This is a genomic window from Xanthobacter sp. BG11Y11_SDJG (assembly GCF_057364445.1).
Genome location: NZ_JBNFNU010000052.1, coordinates 1 through 16,539, shown reverse-complemented (window position 1 = coordinate 16,539; position 16,539 = coordinate 1). Strand labels below are relative to the sequence as shown.

Annotated in this window: 13 protein-coding genes and 5 pseudogenes; 12 read left to right on the top strand and 6 right to left on the bottom strand. The window is 69.3% G+C overall.

Annotated elements, in window-relative coordinates; all coding sequences use genetic code 11:
- Positions 1-172: 172 nt before the first annotated feature.
- Positions 173-1,210: pseudogene (gene mtaB, locus AC2W7M_RS07300) on the top strand (tRNA (N(6)-L-threonylcarbamoyladenosine(37)-C(2))-methylthiotransferase MtaB); the annotation flags it as partial.
- A 128-nt stretch (positions 1,211-1,338) separates the two neighbouring features.
- Here the strand turns inward: mtaB and nadA are convergent.
- From nadA to AC2W7M_RS07285, 3 genes and pseudogenes are all read right to left on the bottom strand, one after another.
- Positions 1,339-2,324 (bottom strand): annotated as a pseudogene (gene nadA, locus AC2W7M_RS07295) (quinolinate synthase NadA).
- A 57-nt stretch (positions 2,325-2,381) separates the two neighbouring features.
- Positions 2,382-3,377 carry an NUDIX hydrolase gene (locus tag AC2W7M_RS07290; RefSeq protein WP_486131291.1) on the bottom strand — a complete coding sequence of 332 codons (996 nt, stop codon included), beginning with the start codon at positions 3,375-3,377 and terminating at the stop codon, positions 2,382-2,384.
- A gap of 165 nt (positions 3,378-3,542) precedes the next feature.
- Positions 3,543-4,181: a TetR/AcrR family transcriptional regulator gene (locus AC2W7M_RS07285; protein WP_486131283.1), complete on the bottom strand. Its 639-nt coding sequence runs from the start codon at positions 4,179-4,181 to the stop codon at positions 3,543-3,545.
- 313 nt (positions 4,182-4,494) lie between these two features.
- On the opposite strand from AC2W7M_RS07285, the gene AC2W7M_RS07280 reads away from it, so the two are divergent.
- The 11 genes and pseudogenes from AC2W7M_RS07280 (at position 4,495) to cynS (ending at position 12,755) form a co-directional block, all read left to right on the top strand.
- A complete protein-coding gene (locus tag AC2W7M_RS07280) occupies positions 4,495-5,031 on the top strand; it encodes an OsmC family protein (RefSeq protein WP_486131289.1) in 537 nt (178 codons plus the stop codon).
- Between the two features lie 65 nt (positions 5,032-5,096).
- Positions 5,097-6,220, top strand: a pseudogene (locus AC2W7M_RS07275) (acyl-CoA dehydrogenase family protein).
- Positions 6,221-6,308: 88 nt separating this feature from the next.
- Positions 6,309-7,163 carry a sulfurtransferase gene (locus tag AC2W7M_RS07270; RefSeq protein WP_486131281.1) on the top strand — a complete coding sequence of 285 codons (855 nt, stop codon included), beginning with the start codon at positions 6,309-6,311 and terminating at the stop codon, positions 7,161-7,163.
- Positions 7,109-7,585 (top strand): annotated as a pseudogene (locus AC2W7M_RS07265) (DsbA family protein); the annotation flags it as partial. The gene AC2W7M_RS07270 and the pseudogene AC2W7M_RS07265, both read left to right, overlap by 55 nt.
- A complete protein-coding gene (locus AC2W7M_RS07260) occupies positions 7,537-7,797 on the top strand; it encodes a DsbA family protein (RefSeq protein WP_486131279.1) in 261 nt (86 codons plus the stop codon). The pseudogene AC2W7M_RS07265 and the gene AC2W7M_RS07260, both read left to right, overlap by 49 nt.
- Positions 7,794-8,882, top strand: coding sequence for an NAD(P)/FAD-dependent oxidoreductase (locus tag AC2W7M_RS07255; protein ID WP_486131277.1), 1,089 nt, complete (start codon positions 7,794-7,796; stop codon positions 8,880-8,882). The genes AC2W7M_RS07260 and AC2W7M_RS07255 overlap by 4 nt, the downstream gene beginning before the upstream one ends.
- On the top strand, positions 8,855-8,971 hold the full coding sequence (locus AC2W7M_RS07250; RefSeq protein WP_486131276.1) for a hypothetical protein: 117 nt from the start codon (positions 8,855-8,857) through the stop codon (positions 8,969-8,971). The genes AC2W7M_RS07255 and AC2W7M_RS07250 overlap by 28 nt, the downstream gene beginning before the upstream one ends.
- Before the next feature lie 71 nt (positions 8,972-9,042).
- Complete coding sequence (locus AC2W7M_RS07245; RefSeq protein WP_486131274.1) at positions 9,043-10,407, top strand: CmpA/NrtA family ABC transporter substrate-binding protein; 1,365 nt, start codon at positions 9,043-9,045, stop codon at positions 10,405-10,407.
- A 3-nt stretch (positions 10,408-10,410) separates the two neighbouring features.
- On the top strand, positions 10,411-11,253 hold the full coding sequence (gene ntrB / locus AC2W7M_RS07240; RefSeq protein WP_486131272.1) for a nitrate ABC transporter permease: 843 nt from the start codon (positions 10,411-10,413) through the stop codon (positions 11,251-11,253).
- Positions 11,254-11,258: 5 nt separating this feature from the next.
- A pseudogene (locus AC2W7M_RS07235) lies at positions 11,259-12,122 on the top strand (ABC transporter ATP-binding protein); the annotation flags it as partial.
- 150 nt (positions 12,123-12,272) lie between these two features.
- Entirely contained in the window at positions 12,273-12,755 is a 483-nt protein-coding gene (gene cynS, locus AC2W7M_RS07230) for a cyanase (protein WP_486131287.1), read from the top strand.
- Between the two features lie 143 nt (positions 12,756-12,898).
- Here cynS and AC2W7M_RS07225 read toward each other — a convergent pair whose 3' ends face one another.
- The 3 genes from AC2W7M_RS07225 to AC2W7M_RS07215 all read right to left on the bottom strand — a co-directional run bounded on the left by AC2W7M_RS07225 (position 12,899) and on the right by AC2W7M_RS07215 (position 16,333).
- A complete protein-coding gene (locus tag AC2W7M_RS07225; RefSeq protein WP_486131270.1) occupies positions 12,899-13,780 on the bottom strand; it encodes an alpha/beta fold hydrolase in 882 nt (293 codons plus the stop codon).
- Between the two features lie 10 nt (positions 13,781-13,790).
- The gene (locus AC2W7M_RS07220; RefSeq protein ID WP_486131285.1) at positions 13,791-14,795 is read right to left on the bottom strand and encodes an alpha/beta fold hydrolase; all 1,005 of its coding nucleotides are present in this window, start codon (positions 14,793-14,795) and stop codon (positions 13,791-13,793) included.
- Between the two features lie 140 nt (positions 14,796-14,935).
- The gene (locus AC2W7M_RS07215) at positions 14,936-16,333 is read right to left on the bottom strand and encodes an alpha/beta hydrolase family protein (RefSeq protein WP_486131268.1); all 1,398 of its coding nucleotides are present in this window, start codon (positions 16,331-16,333) and stop codon (positions 14,936-14,938) included.
- Between the last annotated feature and the right edge of the window lie 206 nt (positions 16,334-16,539).

Here is a 16,539-nt window from a genome sequence, read left to right as displayed (position 1 = left end):
CGCCGCCGCCCGCACCCGGCCGCACCGGCCGCACGGTGAGCGTCCGGCTGCGGGGGCCTGCTCGGGATTGAATGGCTGCCGGGCGACGGCGGCCACGTGCTGATGACCGGGCCGGTGGAGCGCGAGTTCGCCGGCCGCATCACCCCCGCCATGCTGGGCGAGGCGGCCTGAGATGACCGCCCCCGAGGTTCTCAGCTTCGGCTGCCGCCTCAACGCGCTGGAAGGCGACGCGGTGCGCGCCATGGCGGCCGAGGCGGGCCTTGAGCGCGCCCTCGTCGTCAACACCTGCGCCGTGACCGCCGAGGCGGTGCGCCAGGCGCGCCAGGCGATCCGCCGCGCCAAGCGCGCCGATCCGGACCTGCGGGTGGTCGTCACCGGCTGCGCGGCGCAGGCCGATCCCGCCGCCTTCGCGCGCATGCCCGAGGTCGCCGCCGTGGTCGGCAATGGCGAGAAGGTGCGCCGGCAGACCTGGAACGCGCTGGCGCAGGCGGCCGATTTCGGCCTCTCCGGCGAGGCGCAGGTGCGCGTCGGCGACATCATGGCGGTGCGCGAGACGAGCCCGCATCTCGCCGACCGGTTCGCGGCCCACACCCGCGCGTTCGTCGAGGTGCAGAACGGCTGCGACCACCGCTGCACCTTCTGCATCATCCCTTTTGGCCGCGGGAATTCCCGCAGCGTGCCCATGGGCGCGGTGGTGGGCCAGGTGCGCCGGCTGATGGAAGCCGGCCATGCGGAGGTGGTGCTGACCGGCGTCGACCTCACCTCCTACGGCGCCGATCTGCCCGGCGCGCCGTCGCTGGGGCGGCTCGCCCGCACGATCCTGCGCCAGGTGCCCGAACTCGCCCGCCTGCGCCTGTCCTCCATCGACGCGCTGGAGGCGGACCAAGAATTGAAGGCGGCGCTGGCGGAAGAAGAACGGCTCATGCCGCACCTCCATCTCTCGTTGCAGGCGGGGGACGATTTGGTCCTGAAGCGCATGAAGCGCCGGCATTCGCGCGCCGAGGCGCTGGCCTTCGTCGCCGAGCTGCGGCGCCTGCGACCCGGCGTGGTGCTGGGCGCCGATCTGATCGCCGGCTTTCCCACGGAGACCGAGGCGCAGTTCCGCGCCACCCTCTCGCTGGCGGAGGAGGCGGGGCTCGCCTTCCTCCACGCTTTCCCGTTCTCGCCCCGTCCCGGCACGCCGGCCGCGCGCATGCCGCAGGTGGACGCGGCGAGATCGCCGAGCGCGCCTTTGGTGACGAGCACCACCGGCTCCGGCGCGAGGAAGAGGGCGGTGGCGAGCCCGGCAATGCCGCTGCCGACCACCACGCCGGCCGGCGAGATGGCCCGCGATCGCGGTCACAGCGCCAGCATCCGCGTGACCGAGGCGCGGGCGCGCGCGGCGAGCGCCGGGTCGATGGTGACCTCGTGGAGGTTCTCCTCCAGCGCCGCGCGGATGTTCCTGAGCGTGATCTTCTTCATGTGCGGGCAGAGGTTGCAGGGCGCACGAAGTCGATGTCGGGATACTTCACGGCGACGTTGTCGCTCATGGAGCATTCGGTGAGCAGCACCACGCGGGCCGGGCGCTTCTCACCCACATAGTCGGCCATGGCGGCGGTGGAGCCGGCGAAGTCCGCCTCCGCCACCACGTCCGGCGGGCATTCGGGATGCACCAGTACGCTCACGCCCGGATGGCCGGCGCGCAATTCGCGCACGTCCTGCGCGGTGAAGCGCTCGTGCACCTCGCACTGACCGGCCCAGGCGATGATCTCCACGTCGGTCTCCGCCGCCACGTTCTTCGCCAGATACTGGTCCGGCAGCATGATGACCTTGGGCACGCCGAGCCCCTCGACGATCTTCTTCGCATTGCCCGAGGTGCAGCAGATGTCCACCTCCGCCTTCACCGCGGCCGACGTGTTCACATAAGCGATCACCGGCACGCCGGGATGGGCGAGGCGCATCAGGCGCACGTCGGCGGGGGTGATGGAATCGGCGAGCGAGCAGCCGGCCCCGGCGTCCGGGATCAGCACCGTCTTCGACGGGTTCAGCAGCTTCGCCGTCTCGGCCATGAAGTAGACGCCGGCGAGCACGATCACGTCGGCCTCGGCCGTCATCGCCTCGCGCGCCAGCGCCAGGCTGTCGCCGACGATGTCGGCGACGCCGTGGAAAATCTCCGGCGTCTGGTAGTTGTGGGCGAGGATCACCGCGTTGCGCTCGCGCTTCAGGCGGTGGATGGCCTCCACGTCGTCGGCGAACAGCGCCCAGTCGGCGGGCGGCACCACGCGGCGGACCTTTTCATAGAGCGCCTGGGTGCGGGCGAAGCTGTCGGGAAGCGCGAGCATCATGCCTATACTCACATTGAGCATATATCCGGCATATGCTTATCCTGAGCATAATCCCTGTCAAGTGCGCGCGAGCGGAACTTTCGTGCCGGCCACCGCCCGCTCGGCCACGACGCCGTGGCGGAAGCGGAAGAGTTTCGCAGGCCGGCCAACGGCTTCCGAGGTGGTGGCGCCGGTCTCCTCCACCAGTTCCTGCTGCTCGACCAGGCGGCGGAAATTTTGCTTGTGCACCGCACGCCCCGCCAGCGCCTCCACGCAGCGCTGGAGCTGGAGCAGGGTGAAGGTGGGCGGCATCAGCTCGAACACCACGGGGCGGTACTTGATCTTGGCCCTCAGGCGGGCAATGCCGGTTGAGAGGATGCGCCGGTGGTCGGCGAACATGGCGCGCCCGGCCAGGGTCTCGCCCGCCGGTTTGGCGCTGCTGCGGCAGCTCTCCGGCACGAGGCCGGCCTCATAGAGCAGTTCGTAGCGCTGGAGCGCCAGTTCATCGTTCCAGGGGTGGCCGTCGAGGGCGAAGGTGACGCGCGCCCGCTCCAGCCGCTCGGCGCGCCTCGGCCCCTTCTCGGCCTGCGCCCATGCGTGAAGGCGCGGCGCGATGGCCTTGCCGATCACCGCCGGCGCGCCGGAGCGGTGGTCCTCCCATGGGAAATAGTCATACCAGGAGCGCCACCCGCCCTCGGCCGGCTCGCGCTCGCGCGTGAGGCCGAGATAGGAGATGGAGATGGTGCGCGCCTCGCTGCCCGCGCCCGCGCGATCCGGGCCGGCGAAGCCGGTGCGGTCCTTGTCGGCACGATCCGGGCCGGCGAAGCCGGTGCGGTCCTTGTCGGCAAAGGTGTAGAGCTGCTCCACATAACCGAGCGGGTGGTGGGTCTGCTGCTCCACCCAGTCGCGCAGGCCCGCCTGGAGCGAGCGGTGGGCCACCTCGAACGGGCCGGACGGCAAAGCGCGGCCCTCGTCGAGCGTCATCACCCGCGGCTCGCCGCCGGCCACCGCCACCAGCACGGCGGTCAGTTCGACCTTGACGGCGTGCCCCGCTTTGGCGGCGGGCTCCGCCATTTCGGCCGGCACCGTCTTGGTGGCCCCCTTCGAGGCCGGTTTTGTGGACTGGCCGCGCCTGGCGCTCGACATGAAGCTCCCGCAATGTTGGCCGCCGCCCCTGCGGGCCCCTTCAGCGCTGATAGCACAGGCGTTTCCGGCGCGGAACGCGCTCTTGGTCGAAGCTCAGGCGGCCTCGGCGGCGAGCGGGCGCAGCAGCGCGTCCGCGGTCTCGCCCGCCAGCAGGGCGACGTTGGCGTCCTTGGTGATCATGGCGGCGACGATCGCCCCGTCGATGAGCAGGCCCAATTGGTGGGCCAGTCCCCCAGGATCGCGCGCGCCCGCCTCCTCGGCCAGCCTGCCCAGGGTCTCCAGCACCACCTTCTTGTGGGCGAGGGCGATCTGGCGCATGCGGTCGTCGCGCTTGTCGGTCTCTGCCACCGCATTGATGAACGGGCAGCCGAAGAAGGCGTCGTCACAGAACCACTGCCGCAGCACCGGGAAGATGCGCCTGAGGCGCGCCACCGGCGCCGCCTCGCCCTTGCCCAGTTCGCCGAGGAACCAGTCGCGCCACGCCGCGCCCTCGCGCTCCAGCACCGCCTCAACCAGCTTCTCCTTGGAGCCGAAGGCCTTGTAGAGGGTCGCCTTGGCGGTGCCCGCCTCGGCCACCACCGCATCCACCCCCACGGCCGTGATGCCGTACTGGCAGAACAGGCGTGTCGCGGCCTCAATCAGGCGCTCGCGTGCGGATGCCTCGCGTGCGGCGGCGTCGGCGCCGTCCGGGCCAGCGATCCTGGCCCTGTGGGGATTGAAGCTCACCGTCATGTCTGCGCCCGCTGCCTCGGTGTCGTCCTGCCCGTTCGCAGGGCAATTTTCGGTCACGGACTGACCCTATGCCCGATCCGTGGGCAGAAAGACAGACCTGTCTGACTGAATCATGCGAGAAGCATGCCGGATTTCCTACGGCATCGCGAGCGGCAAATCCTGTCCGCACATGGAAAAATCACCGATCTGCGAGCAGGGCGCATCACCCCGACCCATCTGGCACGGTCTCTGCATTAGACAGACCGGTCTGTCTCTAGACATGCCCAAGGAGATCGAGATGTCAGCACCCCAGACCGCCCTCACGGGCTGCCTCATGCCGGATCAGACCGCGCCCACCGGCTGCCTCGCCCCCATCGACAAGGACGGCCTCGAGAAGCTCATCGCGGCCGGCAAGGCGGACCCGAAGGTCATCAAGACCCTGAAGTGCAAGACCGTGGCCGAGGGCCGCTTCCGGCACGCCAACTATATCCGCAACCTCGCGCCCTACATCGTCGACGAGCCGCCGGGTCTGCTGGGCGACGATACCGCGCCGAACCCCTCCGAGGCCTCGCTCGCCGCGCTCGGCTCCTGCCTCGCGGTGGGCCTCCACGCCAATGCGGTGCATCGCGGCTGGACCGTGCGCAAGCTGGAGCTCCAGCTCGAAGGCGACCTCAACATCACCGCCGTTTGGGGCACCGGCGACGTGAGCGAGAAGCCGGTCGGCTTCACCGACGTGCGCGTGAAGGTCGACATGGAATGCGACGGCGTGCCGAAGGAGGACGTGGAAGCCCTCATCTCCCACGTCACCAAGTGGTCGCCCGTGGCCAACACCTTCGTGCGCCCGGTGAACCTCGAAGTCGCGCTGGGCTGAGGCCCTGCCGAGAAAGATCGCGGCCGGCCCCTGGCCGGCCGCCTGCCGAACCCGGAGAGACCCGCATGTTCGCCACGACCCTCGCCCCTGCCGCGTCCGCGATCCCGGCCGAAGCCTCCCCCGCCGAGGTGCTCGCCGAGGTCGCCCGCATCTGCGCGTCCGACCTCGCGCCGGCGGCCCGCGCCATCGACGAGGGCGCCTATCCCGGCGACATCCTGCGCCGCTTCGCGGCCGCCGGCGCGTTCGGCCTGCACGCCCGGGCCGGGGGGCTCGGCTCAACGATGCAATCGCCGCCATGTCGGCCATGTCGCAGACCTGCGTCTCCACCGGCTTCATGGCCTGGTGCCAGAACACGCTCGCCTGGTACCTGATGATGTCGGACAACGCGGCGCTGCGCGCCCGCCTGCTGCCCAAGGTGGTGGCCGGCGAGGTGCTGGGCGGCACCGGCCTCTCCAACCCCATGAAGTCGTTCTTCGGCATCGAGACCCTGAAGCTGCGCGGCACCCGCGTGGACGGCGGCTACAAGGTCAAGGGCCTGCTGCCGTGGGTGTCGAACCTCGGCCCCGACCATATCTTCGGCGCCGTGTTCGCGCTGGAGGGCCGTGAGGGCCAGCCGGTGATGGCGCTCATCGACTGCGCCGACCCGGCGGTGACGCTGAAGCCCTGCGAGCCGTTCCTCGCCATGGACGGCACCGGCACCTACGGCGTGCAGGTGCGCGACCTGTTCATTCCCGACGACCTGGTGCTGGCGCACGAGGCCATGCCGTTCGTCAAGAAGATGCGCGCCGGCTTCATCCTGCTCCAGGCCGGCATGGCGTTCGGCCTGATGCGGGACTGCCTCGCCATGATCGGCGAGGTGGAGGGCCCGCTCGGCCACGTGAACCGGTATCTGCCCATGCAGGGGTCCGACCTCGCGGGGGAGATCGCGGCCCTGGAAGCGGAGGTCGCGGCGCTCTGCGCGACGGCGGACGACCCGTCCCCCGGCTATTTCCGCCGCGTGGTGGCGGCGCGGCTCGCGGCGGGCGACGCCAGCGTCGCCGCGGCGAATGCGGCCATGCTCCATTGCGGGGCGCGGGGCTATGTGGCCGCCCACCGCTGCCAGCGGCGCCTGCGGGAATCCTATTTCGTCGCCATCGTCACGCCCGCCACCAAGCAGTTGCGCCTGATGCTCGACCAGCTTCCGGCCTGACCCGCCGGCAAAACGGAAACGGGGCGCAAAGCCCCGAACGACAAAGCCTTTCCAGCCGCAATCGTTCGTCTTCCGAGAGGGGATCACCATGACCGTTCTCATTTCGCCGACCGAGCTTTCCGACCTCATGGGCGCCGCGCCCACCGTGGTCATCGACACCCGTTCGCCCGACGCCTACGCCGCCGGCCACATCCCCGGCGCGGTGAACCTGCATGAAATCTTCACCTATCTCGCCACCTCGACGCCGGAGGGCTTCGCCGAGCTGAAGGCCAAGTTCGCCGACGCCTTCGGCAAGGCCGGCCTGTCCGGTGGCGAGACGGCGGTGATCTACGAGCAGTCGATGAATTCCGGCTTCGGCCAGTCCTGCCGCGGCTATTTCCTGCTCACCTTCCTCGGCTATCCGAAGGTGAAGGTGCTGCATGGCGGCTTCGCCGCCTGGACCGCCGCCGGCCTTCCCGTCTCCACCGAGGCGCCGGCTCCGAGCCCGGCCACCTTCCCGGTGGACGAGGCGGCCGGCGAGGTCATCATCGATGCCGGAGCGATGCTGGAGGCGGTCGCCGACCCCACCATCGCCAAGCTCGACGTGCGCGACGTGGACGAGTGGATCGGCGAAAGCTCCTCGCCCTACGGCAAGGACTTCTGCCCGCGCAAGGGCCGCATCCCCGGCGCCAAGTGGATCGAGTGGTACCGCATGATGAAGCCCACCGCCGAAGGGCCGCGCTTCAAGTCCTCGGCGGAGATCATGGCGGAGTGCGCCAGCGTCGGCATCACCGCCGAGACCCCGGTCTACCTCTATTGCTTCAAGGGCGCGCGCGCCTCCAACACCTTCCTCGCGCTCAAGGAGGCGGGCGTGAAGGACGTGAAGATGTACTTTGGCTCCTGGAACGAGTGGTCGCGCGACCCGAGCCTGCCGATCGAGGAGGGGCATCCGGCGGCGACCTGACAAGCGCAAGGAGGAGCCGCGCCGTGCCCGAGATCACCTGCTATTTCAGCCCCCAGTCCGGCTATGCCTATCTGGGGCACGCGCGCGTGCGGGCGATCGCCCGCGCCCACGGCGCCGCCGTCCAGTGGCGGCCCGTGGACATCATGAAGGTGTTCGCCGCGGGCGGCTCCACCGCCCCGGCCAAGCAGTCGCCCCAGCGCAACGCCTACCGCAAGCAGGACATCGTGCGCTGGGCGAAGGCCGCCGGCATTCCCATCAACACCGAGCCGAAATTCTGGCCCACCGATACCCTGCCGGCCTGCCGGCTGATCGCCGCCGCCATCGCGGCCGGGGAGGACCCGGCCGACCTCATCGGCGGCTGCCTCGCCGCCGTGTGGGCGCGCGACCTGCAGATCGCCGATCCCGAGGTGCTCTACCAACTCGCCGGCGAGGCCGCCTCGACGCGCTGGCGCTCGCCGAGCGCGCCGCTGGGCCGGAAGCCGCCGCATTGGTGGAGGCCTACACGGCCGAGGCGATCGAGAAGGGCGTGTTCGGCTCGCCCACTTATGTCATCGGCGACGACGTGTTTTTCGGCCAGGACCGCCTCCACTTCGTGGACGCGCAGCTCGCCGCGATGACGGAGGCGGCCCAATGAGCGCGCCCTTCGTCATCATCGGCGCCGGCCAGGCCGCCGCCCAGGCCGCCGTCTCGCTCCGCGCGGAGGGCTATGGCGGCGAGATCGTCATGCTCGGCGACGAGACCCATCTGCCCTACCAGCGCCCGCCGCTCTCCAAGGCGTTCCTCGCCGGCGAGATGAGCGCCGACCGGCTGGAGCTGAAGGCGCCCAGCTTCTATGCGGACAGCGGCATCGACGTGCGCCTCGGCACCCGCGCCGTGCGCCTGCTGCCCGCCGAGAAGGCAGTGGAGACCGATGGCGGCATTCGCATCCCTTATGAGCGGGCGCTGATCGCCACCGGCACCCGCGCCCGGGCGCTGCCGGTGCCCGGCGCGGACCTCGACGGCGTCTACTCCATCCGCACCATCGACGACGTGGCGCGCTTCCGCGCGGCGGCCGAGCCGGGGGCGAAGCTGGTCATCGTCGGCGGCGGCTATATCGGCCTCGAAGTCGCGGCGAAGGCCAACAAGATGGGCCTCGACGTGAGCGTGGTGGAGGGCCAGCCGCGCGTGCTGGCGCGTGTCGCCTGCGAGGACATCTCGCGCTACGCCACCGACCTCCAGCGCGCCCACGGCGTGCGGGTGCTGACCGCCACCGGCGTCGCCGCCCTCACCGGCACGGAGCGGGTGAGCGGCGTCGAGCTCTCCACCGGCGAAGTGCTGCCGGCGGACCTCGTACTCTCGGCGGTGGGCGCGGTGCCGAACGCGGAACTGGCCGCCGAGGCGGGCCTCGCCATCGAGAACGGCATCAAGGCGGACGCGCAGGCGCGCACCTCCGACCCCTTCATCTTCGCCGCCGGGGACGTCGCCTCGTTCCCGAGCGCGCTCTACAGGCGGCGGGTTCGCCTCGAATCCGTGCAGAACGCCATCGATCAGGCCAAGGCGGCGGCAAAGGCGATGCTCGGCGGCGCGGTCACCTACGACCCGGTGCCGTGGTTCTGGTCCGACCAGTACGACACCAAGCTCCAGATCGCCGGCCTGCTGGACGGGTTCGAGCGCACCGAGACCGAGGCGACGTCGCCGCCGGCCGGTTCTGCGTGCGCTATTTCGCGGGCGAACGGCTGATCGCCGTGTGCTCGGTGAACGATCCCAAGAGCCACATGCTGGCGCGCCGCGCGCTCGCCGCCCCCCTTGCCCAGGGGAGCGCCGCATGAGGCCTTCCCCAATGGCACGAGGGTTGCCTTTCCCAGTCCACCTCTGACCCGCAACCGCGCAGGAGACCCTGATGTCGATGTTCTCGAACCCGTTCTCGCTGAAGTCGAAGCTCGGCCGCTGCCTGTGCGGGCGCCATGCGAGCGCCGAGGAGCACGCGGCGGCGGAGCGGGCGGCGCGCCTCGACGAGGAGACGCGCTACCGGGAGATCGTCGCCTCGGGCGTCATGCGCGCCATGTTTCCCAAGGACGCGCAGCGCCGCGCCTTCCTGAAGGCGGTGGGTGCCTCCACCGCCGCCGCGGCCCTCGCCACCTTCTTCCCGCTCGGCACCGCCACCGAGGTGTTCGCCCAGACCGGCAAGCCGGAGAAGACCGACCTCAAGGTGGGCTTCATCCCGATCACCTGCGCCACCCCCATCATCATGGCCCATCCCATGGGCTTCTATAAGAAGCACGGCCTCAACGTGGAGGTGGTGAAGACCGCCGGCTGGGCGGTGGTGCGAGACAAGACCATCAACAAGGAATACGACGCCGCCCACATGCTGGCGCCCATGCCGCTCGCCATCTCCCAGGGGCTCGGCTCGAACCCGATCCCGTTCGTGGCGGCGGCGATCGAGAACATCAACGGCCAGTCCTTCACGCTCGGCATCAAGCACAAGGACAAGATGGACGTGAAGTCGTGGAAGGGGCTGAAGTTCGCCATCCCCTACGACTTCTCCATGCACAATTACCTGCTGCGCTATCTCCTGGCGGAGAACGGCATCGATCCCGATACCGACGTGCAGCTGCGCGTGGTGCCGCCGCCGGAGATGGCGGCGAACCTGCGGGCCGAGAACATCGACGGCTTCCTTGCGCCCGACAACGTCGCCCAGCGCGCGGTGTTCGACGGCGTCGGCTTCATCCACTCTTTGTCGAAGACCATGTGGGACGGACATCCCTGCTGCTCGTTCGCGGCCAGCAAGGAATTCATCTCCACCATGCCCAACACCTATGCGGCGCTGCTGCGCGCCATCGTCGACGCCACCGGCTACGCCTCCAAGGCCGAGAACCGCAAGGCCATCGCCGAGGCGATCGCGCCGGCGGCCTATCTCAACGCGCCGCCGATCGTGCTGGAGCAGGTGCTGGTGGGCAAGTACGCCGACGGGCTCGGCCAGATCAAGGACGACCCCAAGCGCGTCGATTTCGACCCCTTCCCGTGGGACTCGTTCGCGGTCTGGATGCTCACCCAGATGAAGCGCTGGGGCCAGATCAAGGGCGACGTGGACTACAAGACCATCGCCAACCAGGTGTTCCTCGCCACCGACGCCGCCAAGGTGATGAAGGAGATGGGCCTCACCCCGCCTGCCACCACTTCCAAGAGCTTCTCGGTGATGGGCAAGATGTTCGATCCGGCGAAGCCCGAGGACTATGTCGCCTCCTTCGCCATCAAGCGGGCCTGAGCCATGGCGAAGAGCCTCGGCCTTCGCGCCGGCATCCTCTCGGTGGTGCTGTTCGTCGTCCTGTGCGCGGTCTGGCAGATCGCCGTCACCCCGAGCGCGAGCACGGGGCCGGCGCTCGATCCGGAGTACGCCAAGCTGATGGGCATCTCCACCGCGGGCGCCCAGTCCGCCATGCCGGGTCCGCTCGACGTGGCGGGCAAGCTCTGGGACAACCTGAAGCGCCCGTTCTACGACAACGGACCCAACGACAAGGGGCTGGGCCTCCAGCTCCTCTATTCCATCGGCCGCGTGGCCATCGGCTATGCGCTGGCGGTGCTGGTGGCGGTGCCCATCGGCTTCCTGATCGGCATGTCGCCGCTCGCCTACCGCGCGCTCGACCCGTTCATCCAGGTGCTGAAACCCATCTCGCCGCTCGCCTGGATGCCGCTCGCGCTCTACACCATCAAGGACTCCTCCCTCTCGGCGATCTTCGTGATCTTCATCTGCTCGGTGTGGCCGATGCTGATCAACACGGCCTTCGGCGTCGGCGCGGTGCGCAAGGAGTGGCTCAACGTCGCCCGCACGCTGGAGGTGGGGCCGTGGCGGCGCGCCTTCACGGTGATCCTGCCGGCGGCGGCGCCGACCATCCTCACCGGCATGCGCATCTCCATCGGCATCGCCTGGCTGGTGATCGTCGCGGCGGAGATGCTCGTGGGCGGCACCGGCATTGGCTACTTCGTCTGGAACGAGTGGAACAACCTGTCCATCTCCAACGTGATCGTGGGCATCCTCCTCATCGGCGTGGTCGGCATGGTGCTCGACCTGATCCTCGCGCGCCTGCAGCGGCGCGTGACCTTCCCGGAGTGAGCGCCATGGACACCACGCAGGACCGCATGAACGAGCGCTTCATCTCCATCGAGGGCATCGCCCGGCGCTATCCGGCGCCGGGGGGTGGCGCGACCACCATCTTCGAGGACCTCTGGCTCCACGTGGCGCGCGGGGAGTTCGTCTGCGTCATCGGCCATTCCGGCTGCGGCAAGACCTCCGTGCTCAACATCCTCGCCGGGCTGGAGGCGCCCTCCGAGGGCGTGGTGGTGGTGGACGGCCAGGCGATCGAGGGGCCGAGCCTCGACCGCGCCGTGATCTTCCAGGGCCACGCGCTGCTGCCCTGGCGCAGCGTGATCGGCAATGTGGGCTATGCGGTCTCCTCGCGCTGGCGCAAGGCCTCGCGGGCGGAGATCGAGGAACGCTCCAAGCGCTTCATCGATCTCGTCGGCCTCAAGGGCAACGAGCTGAAGAAGCCGGCGGAGCTGTCCGGCGGCATGCGCCAGCGCGTCGGCATCGCCCGCGCGCTGTCCATCGAGCCGAAGATCATGCTCATGGACGAGCCGTTCTCGGCGCTCGACGCGCTGACCCGCGGCACGCTCCAGGACGAGGTGCGGCGCATCTGCACCTCCACCGGCCAGACCGTGTTCATGATCACCCACGACGTGGACGAGGCGATCTACCTCGCCGACAAGATCGTGCTCATGACCAACGGCCCGGAGGCGATGATCGCCGAGGTGGTGGAGAACCCGCTGCCCAAGGACCGCGCCCGCGACACCATCCACCGCGAAGGCGATTACTACGCGGTGCGCAACCATCTGGTGGACTTCCTGGTGTCGCGCTCCAAGACGTTCCGCAACGAGATGCCGGCGGGCTACGACCCGAGGAAGCCGCCCCTGGTGCGCCCGGCCGGAAGCCTGCCGGGCGGAGCCGGCGGGCGCCCCGGGGCGCCCGGCGGCGAAAACCATTCCCCTTCCCCCTCCCGTTGCCGGCGGCCGCGACTAGCCGCCGGTTCCTCACCCCGTCCAAGGCAGTCCAACGAAAAACCTGGAGCAACGACCATGACGCGTGAACAGCTCACCGAGAAGATCCTCGACATCAAGCGCGAGAAGGGCTGGACCTGGAAGCACATCTGCACCGAGATCGGCGGCATGTCCGAGGTGCTGGTGGTGGGCGCGCTGCTCGGCCAGATGAAGCTGGTGAAGCCGCTGGCCAAGAAGGCCGCCGAGCTGTTCGGCCTCTCCGAGGTCGAGGAGCGGATGCTCAACGAGGTGCCCATGCGCGGCATGCCCATGCCGCCCACCGACCCGCTCATCTACCGCTTCTTCGAGCTCGTCATGGTGAACGGGCCGGCCTGGAAGGCGCTGATCGAGGAGGAATTCGGCGACGGCATCATGTCGGCCATCGACTTCAACATGGACATGGTGCGCGAGCCCAATCCCAAGGGCGACCGGGTGCAGATCACCATGTCCGGCAAGTTCCTGCCCTACAAGTATTACGGCAACGAGCAGGGCATTCCCGACTACGGCTTCAAGGAGGCCTGAGGGGGAGGGGGCCGGCCCTCGCCGCGCCCCGATGGCCCGAAGTCAAGCGCCGCCGTCTCCGGATTGAGGCGCCGCCCGCACCACCGTCATCCCCCGGCTTGTCCGGGGGATCCGCCCGGCGGCTCCGCCGGCGCTCCCCCGGCCTATTTCGTCAGTCCGCCGAACCAGGCGCCGAAATAGCCGGCATAGAGTTCCGGCGCCTCCAGGTTCATGGAATGGCCGATGCCCGGCACGGCCACGAAGCGGCAGTCGGGCATCGCCGCCGCCATCTCCGTCAGATCGGCCTCGGCGATGACGCCGTCGCGCGTGCCCCAGACCACCAGATGGGGGTGGCGGATGGTGCCCATCCGCGCCTTCAGCTCGCCCGCGCGCGCCTCCTTGGTCAGGGTGTCCGGCGTGCCGAACCAGATGCCGTCCGAGACCTGGAACACCTGGTCGACGATGCGGTTGAACAGGCGCGCCCGCGCCCCGTCGCCGGCCGTCACCTGCGGCAGGAAGCGCGCCGGACCGGCATTGGGCAGCAAAGTCTCGGGCGCGAACAGGCTCGGCGCGGTGGCGGCCATGACCTCGCGCGTGAGCGCCTTGTCGGCCTTCATCTGGCCGAAGAAGGCCGACTTCTCCGGCGGGAAGTCGATGCCCTGCGGTCCCACGGGGGAGAGCGAGAACACCCGCCCGAACCGCTCCGGCTGCTTCAGGATCATGCGGGTGGAGATGATGCCGCCGGTGGAGTGGGTGGCGAGGTGGCAGAAGTCCACCTTCAGCGCGTCGAGCGCCGCCAGCATGTCGTCCGCGTGCCGGGCAACCGAATAGTTGGAGAAGTCCGCCAGCGGCGCCGGCTTGTCGCTGTCGCCGCAGCCGCGCCAGTCCACGGCGATGGTGCGCACGCCGCGCGGGAAGTGCGGCGCGGCGAGCTCGATCCAGTCCTTGCTGGCGAGGTTGCCGTGGACGAACAGCACCGTCACCGCGCCTTCGCCCCATTCGCGGAAGGCGAGTTCGATGTCGCCGATCCTCAGTCTGTCCGCCACGGCGCACTCCTTACTTGTTCAGGCCCTGGGGCGTGGCCGCGGCGGTCGGGGCGGCGGCCTTGGGCGCGTTCGCCGTGCCGTTGATGAGGATGTCCACCATGCCGGGCGTGGTGGTGGCCACCCGGCCGGTCTTCACGAAGTCCACCGCGTCCTCGGCGAACGCGATCGGTTCGTCGGTGTGGATGAAGTGCGCCGTGTCCGGATAGACCTTCACCGATACGTCCCGCCCTGCCGCCGTCATGCGCCGCATGAAGGGCATGATGGCCTGGCGCGAGAGGTCGTTCAGACCGTTGAAGGCATAGCCCGGGATGAACGGCTCGCGGGCGCCGAAGGCGAGGAAGATCGGCGCCTTGATCTCGCTGAGCCGCTTGAAGAGGCTGTTGGGGTCCTTCTCCTGCAGCTCGATCGCCATGGTGTAGATGTCGAAAATGAAGAGGTCGACCCACTGCTGCAGTTCGCGCGGGTCGCCCTTGATCATGCCGATGCGCTGGGCGGTGTGGAGCCGGGCATACTCGCTGTCGCGCAGGAAGTAGCCGGACTTCGACGGCGTCACCGCGCCGGTGACGGGATCGCGGCGGCGGAAGTGGAAGAAGTCGTCGATCTGCTGCGCGGTCTGGTTCTTCTCCCGCTCCCGGAGGCCGGTCTGGTCCCAGGTGGCCTTCCACTTGTCGAAGTCGCGGGCGAATTCGGGGTTGAAGAGGTCGAGCTTCTTGCCCGGCGCCACCGTGATCTCGCGGGGATATTCCTCAAGCCCCGCGGGCGCCTCCAGCACCAGCTTGGTCACCGCCTCGGGCCAGGTCAGCGCATAGCCGAGCACCAATTGCCCGCCCATGGAATGGCCGAGATAGGCGGCCTTTGAGACCTTGAGCTGGTCCACCACCAAACCGTGCACCACCTCGCGCATGTCCTGCATGGTGCGGGCCGGGCTCTTGTCGAGATTGCCGGGGCCGGACATGCCGTAATGCGGCAAATCCGGCACGATCACCCGCAGGCCGCGCTCCAGGGCGATGCGCATCACGTTGCCGTAATGGCCGCCGAACGCGCCCTTGCCATGGACGATCACCAGCACCTGCGGGTCCGGATCGGTGCCGGCATATTCGTCCATGTAGCCGATGTCCCACTCGACGCCGTTCCCGTCCTTCACCTTGGTCTTCTTCACCGGGAAGGGATAGGTGACGAAGCTGTTCCAGAACGACTTGTCCGGGGTGATGTCCGCCGCGACCGAGGGCGTGCGATAGGTCTTCGCCACCAGCGCCTGGTCGCGGGTGCGCCGCGCCACGTCGCCGAGGAAGGCGGCGACCGTCGGGTCGAACTGCTTGTTCTTGAGGATCGAGAACACGCCATAGTGCGCCACCGGCGAGGTCTCGTGCACGAATCGGCGCCGGGCACCTTCTCCACCGAACGCTTGGCCCGGTCGAAGGTGAGCCACTGGTCGTTCTCGATGTGCATCACCAGGGTGCGTGCCTTGATGCGCGAGAGGTCCTTGTTGATGTTGTACTGCTCGCCGGCGCGGTTGCGCCACAGAAGGTCCACCGCGTCGAACAGCAGCGCGCGGGCGTTCACCGATGAGCCCGCCTGCGGCGTCGGCGGCTTCCAGTAGAAGATGTCGGGCTGCACCTTCGCCCAGTCCTGCTGCGAGCGGAAATCGAAGTCGAAGCCGGTGAGCAGCAGCACCGACCAGCCGAAGGCGACACCCTGGTTGGGGTGCTTGTCCTTCGGCAGATTGTAGTAGTTGCCGCCGGTGGCGCGCCATTGCGGGTCGCTCTCGATGGCCGCGGACATGAGCTGGAAGGTCCAGTTGCCCACCGGGTCGCCGCCGTCCGACTGGGTGGTGCCACCCACCGGCATGAGCCCGTTCATGAAGTCCGGATGCATCACGCCCCAGACATAGGTCTGGGTGGCACCCATGGAGACGCCCGTCACCAGCGCCGCGCGCGCCACCTTCAGGTGGTCGCGCAGCATGCGGTAGTTGGACTGGACGAGGTCCTGGTAGCTGTATTGCGGGAACTTCTGGCCGAGCCCCTCGGAGGGCTTGGAGGTGCCCCACAGGCCGAGGGCGTCGAGGATGACGACGTAATATTCGTTGGTGTCGATGGCGAGGTTCGCCCCGATCACCGGCCCGCCGGACAGGCCCGTTCCCTCCACCCACTGGGCGTACATGTCGGTGGCGTCGCCGGAATAGAAGGCGTTGACGATCACCGCATTGGTGATCTCGCCGGCGGCGTTGCGCTTGGGCGTGCCGAGGGCGATGTAGGCGGTCCGGAGCGGGCCGGCGCCGAGCGATTCCAGCGTCGTGCCGCCCGCGCCGCCATTCTCCCAGGTCTGCGGGGCGGAGAGATCGTAGGTGCCGCCGATGCGGAAGTTCGGCACCTCGTAGAATTTCTTGAGGCTGCACAGCCGTGCCTGGGAGCAGGTGGCGGTGATCGGCTGGGCCAGCAGGGCCGATTTCGGCGCCTGGGCGAGCGCCGGCGCGGCGGTCGCAAACAGCGCCGCGGCCAAGGCGGCGCCGAGGCAGCCGGAAAGGGACGCCACGGCTTGGGTCAGGCGACGCATAGGAACCTCCCGGTGTGCGCTTCGTCGTGCACGTCCTCGGCGCTGGACACGCTCTCGGCATGATCGGTGGCACGGCCCAGCGAGCTTGGCAATGCCCCGGCGGCAGCTGGAGGGGCGCTTGCCCGGCTCACATTCCGGAGGACGGCAACGCGGCGGCGGGCGTCAGGCGCCGGCGGCAGCCGTGACCGGCGCGGCGCGGGGCGGCG

Bases quoted from the DNA above. Each gene is read 5' to 3' on its own strand.
- AC2W7M_RS07285 (WP_486131283.1), bottom strand. From the start codon at position 4,181: ATGACGGTGAGCTTCAATCCCCACAGGGCCAGGATCGCTGGCCCGGAC.
- ntrB (WP_486131272.1), top strand. From the start codon at position 10,411: ATGGCGAAGAGCCTCGGCCTTCGCGCCGGCATCCTCTCGGTGGTGCTG.
- AC2W7M_RS07290 (WP_486131291.1), bottom strand. From the start codon at position 3,377: ATGGCGGAGCCCGCCGCCAAAGCGGGGCACGCCGTCAAGGTCGAACTG.
- cynS (WP_486131287.1), top strand. From the start codon at position 12,273: ATGACGCGTGAACAGCTCACCGAGAAGATCCTCGACATCAAGCGCGAG.
- AC2W7M_RS07255 (WP_486131277.1), top strand. From the start codon at position 7,794: ATGAGCGCGCCCTTCGTCATCATCGGCGCCGGCCAGGCCGCCGCCCAG.
- AC2W7M_RS07245 (WP_486131274.1), top strand. From the start codon at position 9,043: ATGTCGATGTTCTCGAACCCGTTCTCGCTGAAGTCGAAGCTCGGCCGC.
- AC2W7M_RS07270 (WP_486131281.1), top strand. From the start codon at position 6,309: ATGACCGTTCTCATTTCGCCGACCGAGCTTTCCGACCTCATGGGCGCC.
- AC2W7M_RS07220 (WP_486131285.1), bottom strand. From the start codon at position 14,795: ATGCGCATCGCCCTGGAGCGCGGCCTGCGGGTGATCGTGCCGGATTTG.
- AC2W7M_RS07280 (WP_486131289.1), top strand. From the start codon at position 4,495: ATGCCGGATCAGACCGCGCCCACCGGCTGCCTCGCCCCCATCGACAAG.
- AC2W7M_RS07215 (WP_486131268.1), bottom strand. From the start codon at position 16,333: ATGCGTCGCCTGACCCAAGCCGTGGCGTCCCTTTCCGGCTGCCTCGGC.